The organism is Calidifontibacillus erzurumensis (assembly GCF_013303125.1).
GTDB lineage: Bacteria > Bacillota > Bacilli > Bacillales > Bacillaceae_J > Calidifontibacillus > Calidifontibacillus erzurumensis.
In genome coordinates this window covers 1-17,276 of sequence record NZ_JABTTE010000016.1, presented here as the reverse complement: position 1 = coordinate 17,276, position 17,276 = coordinate 1, and the positions used below count along the sequence as shown (strand labels likewise).

The window sequence follows — 17,276 nt, the reverse complement described above, 5'->3', positions numbered from 1 at the left end:
TTGAAAAACTTGCAGCGAATGTTTGAATATTAAAACCTAAAATAATTTCTCTTTAACAACCTCGGAATTTTCATAAGAGCATCATAGCTGATCGTCTTTCCAAGTTGTTTCGTATCGATTAATAATAGCTGGTCTTCGATGGCTTCAACGGTTCTTTCCATCTGATAAACCATGTTGCATGATGGGCACTTAATACTAGGTGTTTCAGTAATTTCAATTGCCTTTGAGCCGTCAGGCAGCTCCCAATAAACAGTCGAAGTTGTTTCGATTGCATTTGTTTCTTGGCACCAATCGCATTGCATCTGTTTTACTCAGCTCCTTTCATAGGTTTTATTCATTTTGATTTGTTTCCTTATGAACTGGACCCTCTTCATCTCCTTTATCCATTTTTTCTTTTTTCAACTGGGCTTGATATTTTTTCTCTTTCAGTTCGTCGCGTTTTTCCCGCTTTTGTTTTAATGAAGAGTAGGTAGGACTTTGTTTGAAGATTTCGCGGCGGTTATGGCGCTGCAATGATTTAGGGACTAGGTTGAATTGTTCATCATTCATTAATGACGTGATGCCCGTTTTGGATGGGGTATTGATAAGACCAGGAAACATTTCATTCAAATAAGCATCTGCCCTGCCTGGTACATAATTTTCTGGCTCTGGATAAGTCGTAATTACTCCTTCAAAATTTCTGAGCACTGTTTTCGTTGGACTTTGTGAAAGAATGTAGTTCGGCTGCAAAGCGATTTTTCCACCACCGCCAGGCGCATCGACTACAAATGTTGGCACTGCATACCCTGATGTATGGCCGCGCAATCCTTCAATAATTTCGATTCCTTTTGAAATTGGAGCTCGGAAATGGCCAATTCCTTCTGAAAGGTCGCATTGGTAAATGTAATAAGGTCGAACGCGAATTTTGACCAATTGATGCATCAGCTTTTTCATGATTGGTACGCTATCATTTATACCTGCTAAAATGACAGATTGATTGCCGACTGGAACTCCAGCATCAACAAGCATTTCACAAGCGCGCTTTGATTCTTCCGTAATTTCAATTGGGGTGTTAAAATGCGTATTTAACCAAATTGGATGATATTTTTTCAAAATATTGCAGAGGTTTTCCGTAATTCTTTGCGGGAAGACAACTGGAGCTCTTGTACCGATTCGAATAATTTCAACGTGAGGAATATCTCTTAAGTTTCTTAATATATATTCAAGAATGTTGTCATTAATGAGTAGACCGTCACCGCCAGATAGCAAAACATCCCGCACTTCCGGTGTATTTCGAATATAATCAATCGCTCTATCGATTTGTTTTTTTGGAACACCCATGCCAATTTGTCCTGAAAACCGGCGGCGTGTGCAAAAGCGGCAATACATGGAGCACTGGTTCGTAACAAGGAATAGCACTCTGTCAGGGTAACGATGGGTTAGCCCCGCTGTCGGTGAATCTTCATCTTCTTCCAGCGGATCTTCTAAATCATATTTCGTTTTGTAAATTTCTTTTCCAATCGGTACAGATTGCATTCTTATTGGACATCTCGGGTCAGTTGGATTCATTAATGATGCATAGTAAGGAGTTATGTTAAGCGGAATCGTTTTTGTGGATATTCTTACACCTTCTTCTTCCTCAGGTGTTAAATCAATGACCTTTTTTAAATCATCAAGCGTGCGAATTGTATTTGTCAATTGCCACATCCAATCATTCCACTGTTCTTCAGAAACATCTTTCCACAATTCAACTTCTTTCCAATGTCTTTTCGGTTTATATAAATCAAAATTCATTTCGTTTCCCCCCACACGAATTTGTAAATTATTTTTGCAAGATTTGTGCCAGTGATAATAATTGAATTGAAAAATGGGCGTTTATAATAAAATTTCAATTTCATTCTGTTAGAGGAAACGATGAAAATTAGCCAGATACCCACTGTTAGTTTTTTTATTAGAGATTATAACTAGCTTCTGTTTTGCTTAAGAAATGAAAGTTGCTAAATTTCCGGCACTTTAGACGAGTTAAAAACATTTTTGGATGCCGAAAATTTAGCACTATGCATAAAAATTGGCAACGTTACTTTGTAGTTAAATCTTTCACCCAAACGTTCATATCCTCAAATTGATCACTAAAAATATAACAGTTATTCGTTAACCGTCCACTATACTGATACCCAAGCTGATATAGCGCCGCATTCATCCCATAGGAAAGAGCCCGTGCCAAAGAATAGGCACAATAGATTCCGTCATTAACTAAATCTTTTTCAAGTTGTAAAAGAAGTTTTTTCATTAATCCATATTTACGGTGCTCAGGCAGTGTTGCACAATCTGTTAATTCTGCATTATGGTTTGTTTTATTGATTTCTGCTGAAGCGGCACTAACAATTTGCGTATTTTCCCCATCCTTTTTTTCTACTAAATAAAAGACTGTACCGCTGTTGATCATTTTCTCAACATATTCCGCTTTATCCATTGGAGTCGGATAAACAGGAAAGACGCGCCCATACAATTTTGCCAGTTCAGTTGAATCATTGTTTGTTGCTTTACGAAAACTGTAATTTTGAGGGAGGTTTGCTTCTTCGGTCTTTTTTCCTTTAGCAAAAATGTCTTGAATAATGTTATTCTCCTCAATCCACTTTCTACTAATACACCGTTCGTCTGTCCGATAATAGGTCATAATGTAATTATCAGAACCATTAAAAAAGCCATCGATCGTCCCTTCTAATGTAAAACCTTTAGAAAGAAGCTTCCGCCAATGTTCTCGTCTTGTATAAAAAATGAGTTTCGTAAATGAGTATGTTTCCATCATTTCAAACAATACTTTAACTATTCGCTCCATATTGCCGCGATAATCATCGACACGAAGGCGTTCATTAAAATAATCAACATAAAGCTGTAACGTATAATGGGGTGTGTTTAAAAGTTTCGTTTCATAATGTGGTTTCATGGAGTGTTTTTCCTCCTTTCAATTTTAGTTAACGTTTGCATCACTCTTGGATTTAGCCATACACACTAATCTCGCTAAATTTAAAAAGATGATGATTCTTGCAATCCGTACTTTTTCATTTTATATTGGAGCGTTTGTCTAGGGATTTTTAATAGGTCTGCTGCTCTTGATATATTTCCACTTGCTATCGATAACGCAGCATTTATCATTTGCTTTTCGGTTTCTTCAAGTGCTTCACGCAAAGGCCTAAGCAGTACCGTTTCCTTCTCTTTATGAGTAGTTTCCTTTGTAATCATTGCCGGAAGATGTTCAAACCGTATTAAATCTCCTTCTACAACGTTCATGGCATACTCAATCGTATTTTCCAGCTCCCGTACATTTCCAGGCCAGTTAAGACTTTTAAGATATTGGACTACTTTTTCTTCCATCGAAGTTACAGATTTGAACAATTGTAAATTATACTTTTTTATAAAATGATTAGCTAGTAAGACAATATCCTCTCTTCGTTCTCGAAGCGGAGGCAGTTCAATTAAAAACACATGTAGACGATAAAACAAATCTGAGCGTAACAATTGTTTCTCCAAACATTCCAACGGGTGAATATTCATTGCCACGATCACCCGCACATCTACTGCATAAGACTCTGTGCTTCCAACTCTCCTGATAACTCCATCTTCTAAGACTCGCAATAGCTTCGTTTGAAAATCGGGTGGCATCGTTTGAATTTCATCTAAAAAAAGTGTACCTCCATGGGCCAATTCAAATAATCCAGCACGGTCAACTGCACCTGTAAAGCTGCCTTTTTTTGTACCAAATAAAATACTTTCTAATAATGATTCTGGTAAAGAAGCACAGTTCTGGGCAATAAAAGGACCGTTTCGCCTTGGAGAAGCGTTATGGATAGCCTGCACGAGAAGCTCTTTACCCGTTCCTGTTTCGCCATAAATCATTACTGGCGAAGAACTTTGGGAAGCCCATTTCGCTTGTGCAATAACTTTTTTCATAAGAGGAGAAGAGGTTATAATATCGTCCCAATGATATTTCGCACCAGATGTGGCTTTCGGTTTATTTTTCTGATTGGCGACTTTAGCTTGAAGTTCATAAAGTTTCTGAGACAATTGTTTTACCCGCGTTAAATCTTTAGCAATCTCAATGGCTCCGGCAATTTTGCCTCCTACTTTAATTGGGAGCGTTGTATTAATCGTATCAATGAACTGGCCTTTATTGTTTTTGTACGTTTGCATTTCTTGATATATCGGTTTTCCTGTTTCGATCACTTTCAGAAGCGTACTAGTTTCCTTGCTTAATGAGGGAAAAACATCAAGCACATGCTTTCCTAGCACTTCCTCTATTTCAACCCCATCAAGACGAGCCGCAACTTGATTATAATAAATGGTGATTCCATCAGAATTGACTGCATGAATCGCTTCATCAATACTTCCCAAAATCGCTTCAAGCATTTGTTTCGTTTCAAACGATTTTAAAAACAACTGGAAACACCTCTATTATTAAAAATTTCAATTGTCTCGGAAACACTAATTTTTCAATCAAAAATACGTCTTCAAGTTCATTTATGAAATGATGGTTCTCCTATATGTATATTTTAGAGCTGCATTCTTTAATACTTTTATAGAAAAAGCCATTCTGTATTTCTAATTTCTATAAGTAATCAATAAGTTCAATTTCTACAGCGGTTTGGGTAATAGACATCTAATGTGAAATGCTATACTGAAAATTTTTTAGTAAAATACACTCAATGATAGAAGGCGTATGTCCGTAATAGCTAATCTCGCTAAATTGAAAATGAAAGAAGTACTATTTCGATAACGTGACTTTTTTTATCTTGTATGGTATATAGTTACTAACAAACATTTGTGCTGAAAAATTTATCCATTTAATTCTAAAATGAAATGGGGTACGAACATGATCGAGAAAAAGTCAGCAAATGAATCCCGCACCTATCAGACAAAACTTGTTTTGCCATCAGATGCAAACCATATGGGAACTATTTTTGGCGGAACTGTCCTGGCTTATATTGATGAAATTGCTGGTATTACAGCAATGAGACATAGCAAAAGCGCAGTCGTTACAGCTTCCATCGATACAGTCAATTTCGTTTCATCTGCAAAAGTTGGCGACATTCTATTTCTGGAAGCAAGCGTCATCTCAACAGGTAGAACATCAATGGAGATTTTTGTAAAAGTGGAAACTGAACATCTAGAAACAGGAGAACGAACATTAACAACAACTTCAATTTTGACGATGGTTGCAGTTGATGAAAATAAAAAACCAATTCCAGTTCCTGGCGTCATACCTGAAACAGAGGAAGAAAAAAGGCTTTTTAGTGAGGCTGAAAAGCGGAGGAAACAAAGATTATCAATAAATGGATAGTCTCAAACTAAAGCGATAGGGCTGACCTTCAAGATGAAACAGCCCCCTGTCAAGAAAACTGAGGAAATAAAAAAATGATTTAAGCGGCTTTAGCTCTATATTATTCTATAGGGCTAAGGCCGTTTAATCATCGTTGGTATCTATTATGATTATAAAAATGGATGTATTCATTTATCACTTAAGATAGTTTCTCATATGTTTCTTTCTGTGATTAGCAGCGATACCTTTCCTAGTCCCAGAAGCCCAACGCAGGAATACCGTTCTAATATGACCCCTTCCTATATGTTTGAATACAAGGATGATTTCTTCCCTTCATTTGGGAACATTATTCGAATTACTTTTCCAAATAGCTCTTTAAGGCATCTAGATCTTTGGCACAGGCTTTTTTGAAAGTCCCTGCCATCATCCTTCCGAAAAATTTTGTCAAACCTGTAAGCCCTTTGATTTCACCAAATAAAGTAACTTTTACATGATCACCAGAATCTGTGATTAAGTACGTATACACAAATTCCCCTTTACCAGTTGTCCCTTTAGTTCCATCACAACGAAGGACTATTTTTTCAGCTTCACGAAGCTCGACTACCTCAAAATGTTCAGTTGCTTCATGTCCGAACATTTTTCTTGTTTCCTTCCACTCGCTCCCTACCCGCATTGGTCCTTCATCCAATCGCTCGATACGGACTAAACCTTGCATCCAGTTCTTAGCAGCATCAAGATCAAGCAGTCCTGCATACACCTTTTCTTTTGGTACATCCATCGTTCTTACTACTTCAAAATGAATACTCAACTTTTCCTACCTCCATTGAATGTCATATTCGCTGCTTAATTAATCATCCCCGATCATAAAATTTATGAAATTGAATGGAAAGAAATAATTAGTACAAATTTTATTTAACGGGAAGCCATATTTGATTCAGTACTCTTGCCTAAATGAATCAGGAGGATTAATATAAACCTCTATAGCTGGGTTTTCAGTACTTTAATCACTACGACGGATCCATTCGACATAAATTTATTCCAAATCTCGACCTTAAGGGGAGAATATCAAATAAAAAACAAATCTATTACCAGAAACGAAATGGGGGGCTATTCAGAAAGTTACCTTTTCACCGACTGAACGCCCCTCTTCCCATCTTTATACATTTGAATATCTTATCTAGATCATAAAACTTAGAAAAACTAAATGTTCCCATATATTATTCTTAGCTTTATACACACAATTTTTAAATAAACATTTAATTAAAGGATGCTTCGAATAAGTCCAGCAACTTCATCTGCTGTACTCATTGTTAATGCCTGCTCTGCAACAACGGCTAGTTCTTTTTTTGATAACTTCGAAATTTGGCTTCTTGCCGGTAAAATAGATGTAGCACTCATACTAAATTCATCAAGACCTAAGCCGAGTAAAATGGGGATTGCTATTTCATCGCCAGCCATTTCACCGCACATGCCAACCCATTTTCCTTCTTTATGCGCCGCATCAATGACCATTTTCACTAATCGTAAAATCGCTGGATTGTATGGCTGATAAAGATATGAAACACGTTCATTCATACGGTCGGCTGCCAATGTGTATTGGATTAAATCATTTGTTCCAATTGAAAAGAAATCAACTTCTTTTGCAAAACAATCCGCCATCACTGCTGAAGATGGAATCTCTACCATCATCCCTACTTCAATTTGGCCAGAAACAGAAATATTTTTTTCCTTTAGACGTTCCTTTTCTTCATTTAGTATAGCCTTTGCTTTTCGAAATTCATCTATTGTCGCAATCATTGGAAACATGATTTTTAAGTTTCCATAAATGCTTGCACGTAGTAGTGCACGAAGTTGAGTCCGAAACATTTCTTTCATGTCTAAACATAAACGAATCGCACGGAAACCTAAGAACGGATTCATTTCCTTTGGTAGAGATAAATATGGCAGCTCTTTATCACCGCCGATATCTAATGTACGGACAACAACCGGCTTTCCCTCCATCCGTTCCAACACAGTTTTATAAGCTTCAAATTGTTCATCTTCCGTTGGAAGTGTTTCACGGCCCATATATAAAAACTCAGTTCGATATAATCCGATCCCTTCTCCTCCATTTTCCAGCACACCTTTGACATCATCAGGGGAACCAATATTGGCAGCCAATTCTACACGATATCCATCCCGAGAAACAGTTTTTTCATTGACAAGTTTTGCCCATTCAGCTTTTTGAACATCATAATTAGCTTTTTTCTTCTCATATTGTTTAATCATATCATCAGATGGATTTACAATAACTTTTCCATCAAGTCCATCTACAATGACCACCATGCCTGTTTCTATTGCTGTAGTAACAGTTTTCGTGCCGACAACTGCCGGAATTTCCATCGACCGGGCCATAATGGCAGAATGTGATGTCCTCCCGCCGATATCTGTTGTAAAACCTTTAACAAGTTTGCGGTTTAATTGCGCCGTATCGGATGGTGTTAAATCTTCTGCAATTATAATGACTTCTTCAGTAATCATGCTCGGACTAACAATTTCCGTTCCTAATAAATGAGCTAGAACTCGTTTTGTCACATCACGGAGATCAGCCGCACGTTCTTTCATATAATCATTATCCATCGCTTCAAACATGGAAATAAACATTGCGGCTACTTCTTGCAAGGCAAATTCAGCATTTACTTGTTCAACTGTAATCTTTTCTTTGATCGGTTGGATGAGCTCTGGGTCACTTAAAACAAGGAGATGGGCTGCAAAAATTGCTGCTTTATCATCACCTAGTTGTAGGCGTGTATGTTCTTTAATGGCTTCTAAATCTAATTTTGCTTTATTAATGGCTTCTTCCAAACGTAATACTTCCGCATTTACATCTGTTATTGTCGTTTTCTCTACATGAAGGTCTGGATTTCGCATCCGGAATGCTTTCCCTATAGAAATTCCTGGAGATGCTGCAATCCCCGTAATGATTGTAGTCATTTTTGGTAAATCCCTCACTTATATATGAAATCGTAATCAAATTCTCTTGAAAAGCTCCTCCACAACGACGGAAATATACGAAAGGTAAAGATAGCTTTTATGCCACCTTTACCTTTTCAATTATTCTTCAATCTCTGAAAATCAAGCAAAGAACGCTAAAATTTCTATAATCTTTTCAATTATTCTGCAAGCCCTTCACTTTTCATAACTTCACCAACTTTGGCAATGGCTTGTTCTTCATCATCTCCGTTAGCCGTAATAGTTACAGTTGCCCCTTTTGGAACACCGAGAGACATGACACCCATTATTGATTTTAAATTAACTTGCTTCCCTTTATATTCAAGCATAATATCTGATTTAAACGGCATAACAGCACTAACTAATGCTGTTGATGGTCGTGCGTGTAGTCCTGAATCACTAGTAATTGTAAAATTTTTTGCAACCATGAGTGTTCCTCCTCTTAAAAATGCCCTTACATGAGGGAATAAGATTCCCTTTGGCAATTATTGCTGTCTACTTAAGACCTAGTTACCTATTTATTATTGAATTGATTATTGTTGTACCGGTTTTTTCAAGATTCCTAATAAGATTGCAGTTACAAACGAACCAATGATGACAGCCAACAAATATAGAAGCCAGTTGCCATCAACTAACGGCATGACGAAAACTCCGCCGTGTGGTGCCCGAAGGCCAATTCCGAACATCATCGATAATGCACCTGTTACAGCAGATCCAGCCATGATGGATGGAATAACGCGAACCGGATCCGCTGCTGCAAATGGAATGGCTCCTTCTGTAATAAACGACAACCCCATAATATAGTTCACTTTTCCAGCTTGTTGATCTTGTTTACTAAACTTTTTCCTAAAAATCGTTGTTGCCAAAGCAATTCCTAGAGGCGGTACCATACCTGCTGCCATGACCGCTGCCATCGGCTCGTATACACCATTAGCTAAAAGCCCTGTACCGAACACATAAGCTGCTTTGTTAACAGGTCCTCCCATGTCAAAAGCCATCATGAACCCTAAAATAATACCAAGAAGAATTGCGTTGGCTGTACCTAATCCGGATAACCACTCTGTAATGGCAGTATTTAAGGCACCAACTGGTTTATTGACGATATAAATCATAATAAACCCAGTAAACGCAATGCCTAATAACGGGTAAAGCAAAATGGTTTTAATGCCTTCAATGGCTGAAGGAAGGCCTGCTAATAATTTTTTCAAACCAACTACTAAATAACCAGCTAAAAATCCAGCGACAAGACCTCCTAAAAATCCGGCACCGCCGCTTGTAGCCAACATGCCGCCAACCATTCCCGGTGCAAAGCCTGGACGGTCTGCGATGCTCATTGCAATAAATCCAGCTAATACGGGAACCATAAGAGCAAAGGCATTTCCCCCGCCAATTGTCATCAATGCTTCTGCAATTGGGTGATAAGTAGGGTCATCTGGGTTAAAAGCATTAAAACCAAACATAAAGCTGACCGCAATTAAAATACCGCCTCCAACAACAAATGGAAGCATATTGGATACACCATTCATTAAATGTTTATAAATGGCTGCCCCAATTCTTCTGCCTGTTGCTTCCTTTTCTTCATCATCCTTTTCATTTCCACTACTTTGATAAATAGGAGCATCCTGCTTTAAAGCTTTCTCTATTAATTCCTTAGGCTTACGGATACCTTCGGCTACTGCTGTTTCAATCACATGCTTGCCTCGAAAACGCTCCATATCTACTTTCGTATCAGCAGCTACAATGACAGCGAGAGCGTTGTCAATATCTTCTGAAGTTAACACATTTTTTGCGCCGCTCGATCCTCTCGTTTCAACCTTTAAATCTACGCCCATTTCCTCTGCTTTTGCTTTTAAAGAATCAGCGGCCATGTACGTATGGGCAATACCAGTTGGACAAGCCGTTACAGCGACGATAAATGGTTTCTTTCCATCATTAGATTTCTCTTCCTCTTTATCATCTTCATCATAACGGTTCAAAATATCGATTACTTCATCTTCTGAGCTTGCCTTAAGCAACTGTTTTCGCACTTCTTCTTTCATTAAAATGACAGCAAGTCTCGATAATGTTTCCAAATGAGTATTGTTGGCACCTTCTGGAGCGGCAATCATAAAGAAAAGATGGGCAGGTTTACCGTCAAGTGATTCAAAGTCGATGCCAGCCGTTGATCGTCCAAAAGCGATTGCTGCTTGTTTGACCACTTTTGTTTTCGCATGAGGAATAGCGATCCCTTCACCAATACCTGTTGTGCTTTGTTCTTCTCTATTTAAAATTGCTTCTTTAAATGCAACTTTATCTGTTAATTTACCAGCCTGGTCTAACACTGTTACTAACTCATCAATGACGTCCAATTTTTTCTCACTTTTTAACGAAAGGTTGATCGTTTCTTTCGTTAATAGCTCTATAATTCTCATCATTGTCACTCCTTTATCATTCGACTCTTTCCAAAACGACATGTGGAAGCAAACTTTCTACTTTTTCAGCTGTACATAGACCGATCGAAAAAGCTGTAGCGCTTCCAGCTGCGACACTGTAACGGAAAGATTCCTCAATAACTCCCGTCTTCTCAAATGCTGCTAAAAAACCAGCGACCATTGAATCGCCTGCCCCTACCGAACTTTTAACCTCTCCTTTTGGAACAGAGGCAATGAAAACTTGGGTCTCATTTACAAAAACGGCGCCTTTTTCAGCGAGGGAAATAATAACATTTTGCGCACCTCTATTGACCAGCTCTTTACCGTAGGGAATAGCCTCTTTACAACTTGAAATTTCCGTCTGGAATAAATCACCAAGTTCATGGTGATTTGGCTTTATTAAAAACGGATTGAATGGCAAAATGGTTCTTAACAAGTCTCCCTCGGCATCAACAACAAACTTCGTTCCATTTTCATTGCATATTTTCACCAATTCTTCATACGTATCTGTTGGCATAGAAGAAGGAATGCTGCCTGCAAGGACTAATAAATCGTCACTTGTAAGTTTGCTGATTTTTTTCTTCAATTTTTTAATATGCACCGATGTAATCTGTGGCCCTCGTGCGTTGATTTCAGTCTCTTTTTCGGATTTCAACTTTACATTAATTCTTGTATCTTCACTTATTTCCACAAAATCAGTGTCTATATTTAGATTTTTAAGATATTCCTCAATAAATGCGCCTGTAAAACCACCTAGAAATCCTAGAGCCTTGCTGTTAACAGAAAATCTTTTTAAAACTTGTGAAACATTAATCCCTTTTCCGCCAGGAAATTTAGATTCCTTTTTCGTTCGATTGAGTTCTCCTAATCTTACTTGATCCAGTTCTACAATATAATCAAGCGATGGGTTTAACGTTAAAGTATGAATCATTTAGAAGTTACCACCTTTATGTTTGCCTTACTGTAAAAATCTTCTTGCAATTCTTGATCCAAATCCGTCGTAATAATAGTTGCTTCATTTAAATCTGCAATCTTGGCAAACGCAATTTCTGAAAACTTCGTTTCATCCGCTAACACATAAGCTTCACGGGCTAACGATAAAGCCATTTTCTTAATCATTGCTTCTTCCTGGTCTGGTGTTGTAAAACCAAATTCAGGATGAATACCATTCACACCTAAAAAACATTTATCGAAACGGTATTGCTCCAAACTTTCGATTGCTCCACGGCCAATCACCGCTCTAGTTGTCGGTTTGACAAAACCACCAATTAAATATGTTTTTATATTTTTCCCAAGTAAATCATTCACGTGCATAAGCCCATTTGTTACAACGACAATGCTAGGGGGTAAGAATGGAATCATCTCATATACTGTTGAGCCAGCATCTAAATAAATGCTGTCACCTTCTTCTACTAAACTTGCAGCATATTGAGCGATTTTCCGTTTTGCTTGAACGTTTTTGGATGATTTTTCAAACATCGTAGGTTCTTCAAGTTTCCCTTGAAGCCTCGCAGCACCACCGTGAACTCTTTTTAAAAATTTTTTTTGTTCCAAATGGGTCAAATCTCGGCGGATCGTTGATTCCGAACAATTTGTTAGCTCCACTAACTCTTGCAGCTTGACTGTATTTTTTTGTTTCAATACATCTAAAATCAATCGATGGCGTTCGTGTTCTAACAAACACACCACCTCCTAAAACGTTTTCAACTTTGAATTTATATTTATATTTTACATTCAAAAACTATAAAAATCAATCAATTTCAGTCATAAACACCCAAAACCAATCATAACCAATCAATAAAAATAAAAAAAGAATGGAAAATAATATTTCCCATCCTCGACCTTTTCATTCTGAAGAAATGAGCTTTAAGCCAACGACTGAACCGATAATCATCATAATGAACAAAATCCGTTTCCAATCTTTTGGCTCTCCATGGAATATAATCCCTAAAATAGCTCCTCCTGAAGCACCAATTCCTGTCCAAATCGCATAGGCAATTCCCATTGGCAAAGACTGCATTGCAATGGCAAGAAATAAAAAACTTCCTCCAAAACAAAGAACTAACATTAACATAGATTTCCAATTACGTTTTCTGTTCCATTGATTAATCATTAAAACGCCAAACACTTCAAACAAACCTGCAATGGTCACTGAAAGCCAAGCCATCTCCTACCCCTCCTCTTTCACTTCTTCCTTCGTGACAAGTTTTAAGCCAATAACTCCGGCTAGTAGCGTCAAAATTAATGTGATTTTTCCTAGGTGAAACGTTTCACCAAAGAATAAAATGTCACAAAGGACGGTGCCTGCTGTACCGAGCCCTACAAAAACCGAATAAACTGTGCCAACTGGCAGCTTTCGTCCAGCTTTTATCATAAAGTAAAAACTTAGCCAAATCGAAATAGCTGTACCGATCCATCCCCAAAAATTTTCCGCATGTTTCATTCCAATCACCCAAAGTACTTCAAAAAAAGCACCGATATATACAAGCATCCAGTTTTTATTCATTCCCATCCCCCACTCTCAAGCAATAAACGGTTTCAACAATAAAACGTATTAACACAAAATAACAAAAGCAACGTTTAACATGTCATGTACGCCCTTTACGTATTCTAATAGCAAAATAAAAAACCCGAAGAGAATACTGTTTTTCAGCATCTCCCGGGCTTTTATCCCTCCGTGTCACAGCTTAGCTGTGTGCTTTCTCTCGGACCAGTCCAACAAAATTTCTCCATATATTCACAGACAATCTTTGTTGCGGAACCCTAGAAAGCAATTAAGAATATTTTACTAATGATGATTGCAAAAATCCACTCATTTAACTTTAGCCACAGCTTTATGCCGTTTTAGAAAAAGATAAAATAATAACGTTAATGATTGAACAAATAAGTAAACAGGAAATGAATAAAGCGGAATCCATTCCTTAAATGTAAAAACACCGAACCAAACGGTTATCCATTCAAATATAACACTAATGAGCGACCAACCAACTATATAAAATAAAATTGATAGACCTTGAATATTGAACTTCTCATAGAAAAAAACAAATAAATATGCAATAGGGCCATATAGGAAATATGTAAAAAAACCAAAAAGCTCATATTTGTCACTATCCATAATATCATAATAATCAATCATCGGTTTGGCCAGTATTTGGTCAGCCATTCTGGCAATCGCTGCAGAAAACAAAATTAATAAGATAATAATGCTCCATGGTATAAATTTTGAGCGAAAAAAGAGAATGGAATATGAAATGATGACCATGATGATTACAAACCATTCATTCTTATCAAAAACAACCGGGAGAGGAAGCAATGTGCTCATGGAACACCCCCCTCTTTTTTTAGAAGCCTCCTAAAAAGCTTTTGTGCAATAAATATGAAACCAGCCAAGAAGAGCCATACTAAAGCAGACATCCAGCTATTCCAATCGTTTGTTTTGAAAACTTCAAAACGAAATAATACATATTCTCCTAGAAACAAAAGTGAAATAAAACAAAGAAAGAGAAACAAATAATTCATAAAGTTCCCTTTTACCCCATACCAACGATCTATTAACCATAAAAATGCAAAAGGAACATAAATATTTCCATTTATTAGATATGTAATTATGCAAATAGCCTTTTCACAAAGTTGCCAATGTTCAACGTTTACAATCATGATTGTTTGATAGGTCGAATAAATAAAGACTACAATAAAAAATAAAAAAAATTGTTCATAAATATGCAAATTTCTCTTAGTTGAAAAATAAGCAATTATTAAAAGCAAAGTCAAAATAGAAGTAATTGCCAGAGACAATCATAACCACTCCAACGATTCCAGCATAAAATTTCTATTATTCATTTATTACTATGGTTCCGCTTTTTAGAAATTTTATGAATATAAAAATCTTCTCACTAATATATGAACTGCTGAACGTTGTCTCATTTAGAAAAACTATTATTGGCCGACCGTTTCAACTCGTACCGTTTATTTTTTATACGAACATTATTTTCTGATAAAAAGAGGCCGGCTAGTGTTAGAACCGTTCCTAAAGCAGCCATTCCAGTCATAGGTTCATGCAGTACAATCATCGAAGTTATAACTGTCACAACAGGAACCATGTAAATATAAACACTTGTTTTTACAGCTCCTACAATCTTCACAGCATAATTCCAAGTTACAAAGCAGAGGGCAGAAGCTCCAAGTCCTAAAAATAAAATATTAAATATTTGAACCGGGTTAGCAAAACGTGATAGTTCAAAACTAAAGTCAGACAGAAACAGCGCTGGAATCATAAATAAAACCCCATAAAAAAAGACTCTTCTTGTAATTTGAATCGTATTAAACCCGAAACTACTAATTTTTTTCATGATGACCGAATACACAGCCCAAACAATTGTGGCGCCTACTGCCAACAAGTCACCTAATGGATTAATCTGAAAATTCGATGCTCCATTAAAGCTGATCAACGTAATGCCAGCCATTGCTACAATAAATCCGATAAAGAAATTAGCCCGAAGCGGCTCTTCTTTTAAAAATATTGAAGCAAAAATCGCTGTAAAAAACGGTGATAATGAACAAATCACCCCAACATTTGAAGCCATCGTAAAAGTTAAAGCGATATTTTCCAAAAGGTAATACAAAGTCACACCGCATAAACCAGCACCCGCAAATAGAAGTTCACTCTTCCGATCCTTCACTTTAAAAACATGAGGATATATAAGAAACAACGCCAAGAGTCCCATTGTAAAACGGTAAAATAGAATCTCAATGGGAGTAAAATCTTCAAGTAAAATTTTTGTTGAAATAAAAGTCGTCCCCCAGATTAAAATTGTAAGCAATGCTGATAAATGTCCAATCGTTCCTTTATTATCTATCATCTATTTTTCTCTCCTCATCTATCTGGACCATTTTGTTCCATTTTAAGACTGAACACGCAAATTGTTCAATCTTTTTACTTTATACAACTTTATTCTTCAAATGAATTATAGAGATTAAAGGAATATTTATGCAAAAAATTGTTAAGTTGAACCACCTTTTACAAATCATTTATAATGAAACCATCTTTGAATTAGGGGGCTCAATTTATGAAAAAACATATATCAATCATTGGCGTTCCGATGGACTTAGGACAATCAAGGCGCGGAGTAGATATGGGGCCAAGCGCAATTCGTTATGCCGGTGTAATTGAGCGTCTCGAGAAACTAAATTACATAATCGAAGATAAAGGTGATATTGAAATTGGCAGATCAAATGTTGATGAAGGAACTACAAATTTAAAACATTTGAAAGCGGTAACAGAAGCGAATACGAAACTGGCAACTGTTGTGGATAAAGTAGTTGAATCAGGTTCATTTCCACTAGTATTCGGTGGGGACCATAGCATTTCGATAGGAACTCTTGCAGGTATATCGAAACATTATCAAAACTTAGGAGTCATTTGGTATGATGCCCATGCAGACTTAAATACTGAGGAAACTTCTCCGTCAGGCAATATTCATGGCATGCCTTTGGCCGTCAGCTTAGGTCTTGGACATCCGTCATTAACAAACATTTTAGGATATGCTCCTAAAGTAAAGCCTGAAAATATCGTTATTATCGGTGCCCGTTCAATCGATCCGGGTGAAAAAGACTTGATCCGCTCAAAAGGAATAAAAGTCTATACGATGCACGAAATTGACCGGCTTGGTATGACAAAGGTTATGGAAGAAACGATTCAATATTTAAAAGACAAAACAGACGGCGTCCACTTATCGCTTGATTTAGACGGATTGGACCCTAGTGATGCTCCAGGAGTTGGAACACCAGTATTAGGTGGTATTAGTTACCGCGAAAGCAACTTAGCTATGGAAATGCTTGAAGAATCAAAATTGATTACATCAGCTGAATTTGTTGAAGTAAACCCAATCCTAGATGAAAGAAACAAGACCGCTTCTGTTGCAGTTGCATTAATGGGGTCTCTTTTCGGAGAAAAACTTTTGTAAAAAATCATACAAGGGGGACAATCCCCCTTTTTTAATGAAAAATAACACCTGCAAAATCCCCTTTTAGCACTTCTTTTCCATGCTGATTTTTGCATAAAAAAGAAGCTTGAATAGCTGTTCTGTTATTTTCTTGCCTTTCATATTTTTCAATTTTTACTTCACAATTGATTGTATCTCCTGTATACACCGGTCTAAAAAACTCAAAATTCATCGTACGAGCCAATACGTTATGATCCCCGCCAATTTTTGTCGGCAACGTTGCCGTTAACAAGCCTTGAACAACATACCTCCCTTGTGCATCGGGAGTTATATGATGGATCCCCCTATCACCTGAAATTTCAGTAAACAACTCAACATCCCTTTCTGTAAAGGTACGTTGAAACGTAAGAATATCCCCTACTTTTAATGACATAAAATCTCCCCCAAATTTATCATCAACACAATTCCAAATAATCTGAATATTAAACTAACAAAAATATAATGTTCCTTCAATGAAAACTCCATAATAATAGAAAATACTAATTAAGAACAAGAAGTATTTATATAGATCTTGTCTGTATAGATTATGGATTTAATATGCTGTATGAAAAATCTATTTTTTAATTACGATAAAGT

The 17,276-nt window shown here is 36.9% G+C and carries 17 protein-coding genes and 1 riboswitch; of the genes, 2 read left to right on the top strand and 15 right to left on the bottom strand.

Features of this window, described 5'->3' with window-relative positions:
* Positions 1 to 29 precede the first annotated feature (29 nt).
* The 4 genes from HR057_RS11700 to HR057_RS11685 form a co-directional block, all read right to left on the bottom strand.
* Positions 30 to 302 (bottom strand): YokU family protein, encoded by a 273-nt coding sequence (locus tag HR057_RS11700; protein ID WP_173731626.1) that lies wholly within the window; start codon positions 300 to 302, stop codon positions 30 to 32.
* A 28-nt stretch (positions 303 to 330) separates the two neighbouring features.
* Positions 331 to 1,773: a lysine 2,3-aminomutase gene (gene kamA, locus HR057_RS11695; RefSeq protein WP_173731625.1), complete on the bottom strand. Its 1,443-nt coding sequence runs from the start codon at positions 1,771 to 1,773 to the stop codon at positions 331 to 333.
* 283 nt (positions 1,774 to 2,056) lie between these two features.
* Entirely contained in the window at positions 2,057 to 2,926 is an 870-nt protein-coding gene (gene ablB / locus HR057_RS11690) for a putative beta-lysine N-acetyltransferase (protein WP_173731624.1), read from the bottom strand.
* 80 nt (positions 2,927 to 3,006) lie between these two features.
* Positions 3,007 to 4,416, bottom strand: coding sequence for a sigma-54 interaction domain-containing protein (locus HR057_RS11685; RefSeq protein ID WP_329955877.1), 1,410 nt, complete (start codon positions 4,414 to 4,416; stop codon positions 3,007 to 3,009).
* A 433-nt stretch (positions 4,417 to 4,849) separates the two neighbouring features.
* On the opposite strand from HR057_RS11685, the gene HR057_RS11680 reads away from it, so the two are divergent.
* Entirely contained in the window at positions 4,850 to 5,317 is a 468-nt protein-coding gene (locus tag HR057_RS11680; protein WP_173731623.1) for an acyl-CoA thioesterase, read from the top strand.
* 334 nt (positions 5,318 to 5,651) lie between these two features.
* On the opposite strand, the gene HR057_RS11675 is transcribed toward HR057_RS11680, so the two are convergent.
* From HR057_RS11675 to HR057_RS11630, 10 genes are all read right to left on the bottom strand, one after another.
* Positions 5,652 to 6,104: an SRPBCC family protein gene (locus HR057_RS11675; protein ID WP_173731622.1), complete on the bottom strand. Its 453-nt coding sequence runs from the start codon at positions 6,102 to 6,104 to the stop codon at positions 5,652 to 5,654.
* A gap of 452 nt (positions 6,105 to 6,556) precedes the next feature.
* Positions 6,557 to 8,269, bottom strand: coding sequence for a phosphoenolpyruvate--protein phosphotransferase (gene ptsP / locus HR057_RS11670; protein WP_173731621.1), 1,713 nt, complete (start codon positions 8,267 to 8,269; stop codon positions 6,557 to 6,559).
* 179 nt (positions 8,270 to 8,448) lie between these two features.
* A complete protein-coding gene (locus HR057_RS11665; protein WP_173731620.1) occupies positions 8,449 to 8,715 on the bottom strand; it encodes a phosphocarrier protein HPr in 267 nt (88 codons plus the stop codon).
* A 105-nt stretch (positions 8,716 to 8,820) separates the two neighbouring features.
* A complete protein-coding gene (locus HR057_RS11660; RefSeq protein ID WP_173731619.1) occupies positions 8,821 to 10,698 on the bottom strand; it encodes a PTS fructose transporter subunit IIABC in 1,878 nt (625 codons plus the stop codon).
* A 16-nt stretch (positions 10,699 to 10,714) separates the two neighbouring features.
* Positions 10,715 to 11,629 (bottom strand): 1-phosphofructokinase, encoded by a 915-nt coding sequence (pfkB, locus tag HR057_RS11655; RefSeq protein WP_173731618.1) that lies wholly within the window; start codon positions 11,627 to 11,629, stop codon positions 10,715 to 10,717.
* Positions 11,626 to 12,378 carry a DeoR/GlpR family DNA-binding transcription regulator gene (locus tag HR057_RS11650; protein WP_173731617.1) on the bottom strand — a complete coding sequence of 251 codons (753 nt, stop codon included), beginning with the start codon at positions 12,376 to 12,378 and terminating at the stop codon, positions 11,626 to 11,628. Before HR057_RS11650 ends, pfkB begins: the two co-directional genes overlap by 4 nt.
* A 166-nt stretch (positions 12,379 to 12,544) precedes the next feature.
* On the bottom strand, positions 12,545 to 12,865 hold the full coding sequence (locus HR057_RS11645; RefSeq protein ID WP_173731616.1) for a DMT family transporter: 321 nt from the start codon (positions 12,863 to 12,865) through the stop codon (positions 12,545 to 12,547).
* A 3-nt stretch (positions 12,866 to 12,868) separates the two neighbouring features.
* On the bottom strand, positions 12,869 to 13,204 hold the full coding sequence (locus HR057_RS11640) for a DMT family transporter (RefSeq protein ID WP_173731615.1): 336 nt from the start codon (positions 13,202 to 13,204) through the stop codon (positions 12,869 to 12,871).
* Between the two features lie 148 nt (positions 13,205 to 13,352).
* A riboswitch (guanidine-I (ykkC/yxkD leader) is annotated at positions 13,353 to 13,476 on the bottom strand.
* Positions 13,477 to 13,510: 34 nt separating this feature from the next.
* Complete coding sequence (locus tag HR057_RS11635; protein ID WP_173731614.1) at positions 13,511 to 14,020, bottom strand: hypothetical protein; 510 nt, start codon at positions 14,018 to 14,020, stop codon at positions 13,511 to 13,513.
* Positions 14,021 to 14,618: 598 nt separating this feature from the next.
* Positions 14,619 to 15,557: a DMT family transporter gene (locus HR057_RS11630; RefSeq protein WP_173731613.1), complete on the bottom strand. Its 939-nt coding sequence runs from the start codon at positions 15,555 to 15,557 to the stop codon at positions 14,619 to 14,621.
* Between the two features lie 207 nt (positions 15,558 to 15,764).
* Here HR057_RS11630 and rocF point away from each other — a divergent pair, with 207 nt between their 5' ends.
* Complete coding sequence (rocF, locus tag HR057_RS11625; RefSeq protein WP_173731612.1) at positions 15,765 to 16,661, top strand: arginase; 897 nt, start codon at positions 15,765 to 15,767, stop codon at positions 16,659 to 16,661.
* 31 nt (positions 16,662 to 16,692) lie between these two features.
* Here the strand turns inward: rocF and HR057_RS11620 are convergent, their stop codons facing one another.
* Positions 16,693 to 17,073, bottom strand: coding sequence for an FAS1-like dehydratase domain-containing protein (locus HR057_RS11620; RefSeq protein ID WP_173731611.1), 381 nt, complete (start codon positions 17,071 to 17,073; stop codon positions 16,693 to 16,695).
* Between the last annotated feature and the right edge of the window lie 203 nt (positions 17,074 to 17,276).

What these genes read in the sequence shown, in the direction of transcription:
- pfkB (WP_173731618.1), bottom strand. Translation starts at nt 11,629, where the DNA reads ATGATTCATACTTTAACGTTAAACCCATCGCTTGATTATATTGTAGAA.
- HR057_RS11665 (WP_173731620.1), bottom strand. Translation starts at nt 8,715, where the DNA reads ATGGTTGCAAAAAATTTTACAATTACTAGTGATTCAGGACTACACGCA.
- rocF (WP_173731612.1), top strand. Translation starts at nt 15,765, where the DNA reads ATGAAAAAACATATATCAATCATTGGCGTTCCGATGGACTTAGGACAA.
- kamA (WP_173731625.1), bottom strand. Translation starts at nt 1,773, where the DNA reads ATGAATTTTGATTTATATAAACCGAAAAGACATTGGAAAGAAGTTGAA.
- ablB (WP_173731624.1), bottom strand. Translation starts at nt 2,926, where the DNA reads ATGAAACCACATTATGAAACGAAACTTTTAAACACACCCCATTATACG.
- ptsP (WP_173731621.1), bottom strand. Translation starts at nt 8,269, where the DNA reads ATGACTACAATCATTACGGGGATTGCAGCATCTCCAGGAATTTCTATA.
- HR057_RS11660 (WP_173731619.1), bottom strand. Translation starts at nt 10,698, where the DNA reads ATGAGAATTATAGAGCTATTAACGAAAGAAACGATCAACCTTTCGTTA.
- HR057_RS11635 (WP_173731614.1), bottom strand. Translation starts at nt 14,020, where the DNA reads ATGAGCACATTGCTTCCTCTCCCGGTTGTTTTTGATAAGAATGAATGG.
- HR057_RS11680 (WP_173731623.1), top strand. Translation starts at nt 4,850, where the DNA reads ATGATCGAGAAAAAGTCAGCAAATGAATCCCGCACCTATCAGACAAAA.
- HR057_RS11630 (WP_173731613.1), bottom strand. Translation starts at nt 15,557, where the DNA reads ATGATAGATAATAAAGGAACGATTGGACATTTATCAGCATTGCTTACA.
- HR057_RS11640 (WP_173731615.1), bottom strand. Translation starts at nt 13,204, where the DNA reads ATGAATAAAAACTGGATGCTTGTATATATCGGTGCTTTTTTTGAAGTA.
- HR057_RS11700 (WP_173731626.1), bottom strand. Translation starts at nt 302, where the DNA reads ATGCAATGCGATTGGTGCCAAGAAACAAATGCAATCGAAACAACTTCG.
- HR057_RS11620 (WP_173731611.1), bottom strand. Translation starts at nt 17,073, where the DNA reads ATGTCATTAAAAGTAGGGGATATTCTTACGTTTCAACGTACCTTTACA.
- HR057_RS11645 (WP_173731616.1), bottom strand. Translation starts at nt 12,865, where the DNA reads ATGGCTTGGCTTTCAGTGACCATTGCAGGTTTGTTTGAAGTGTTTGGC.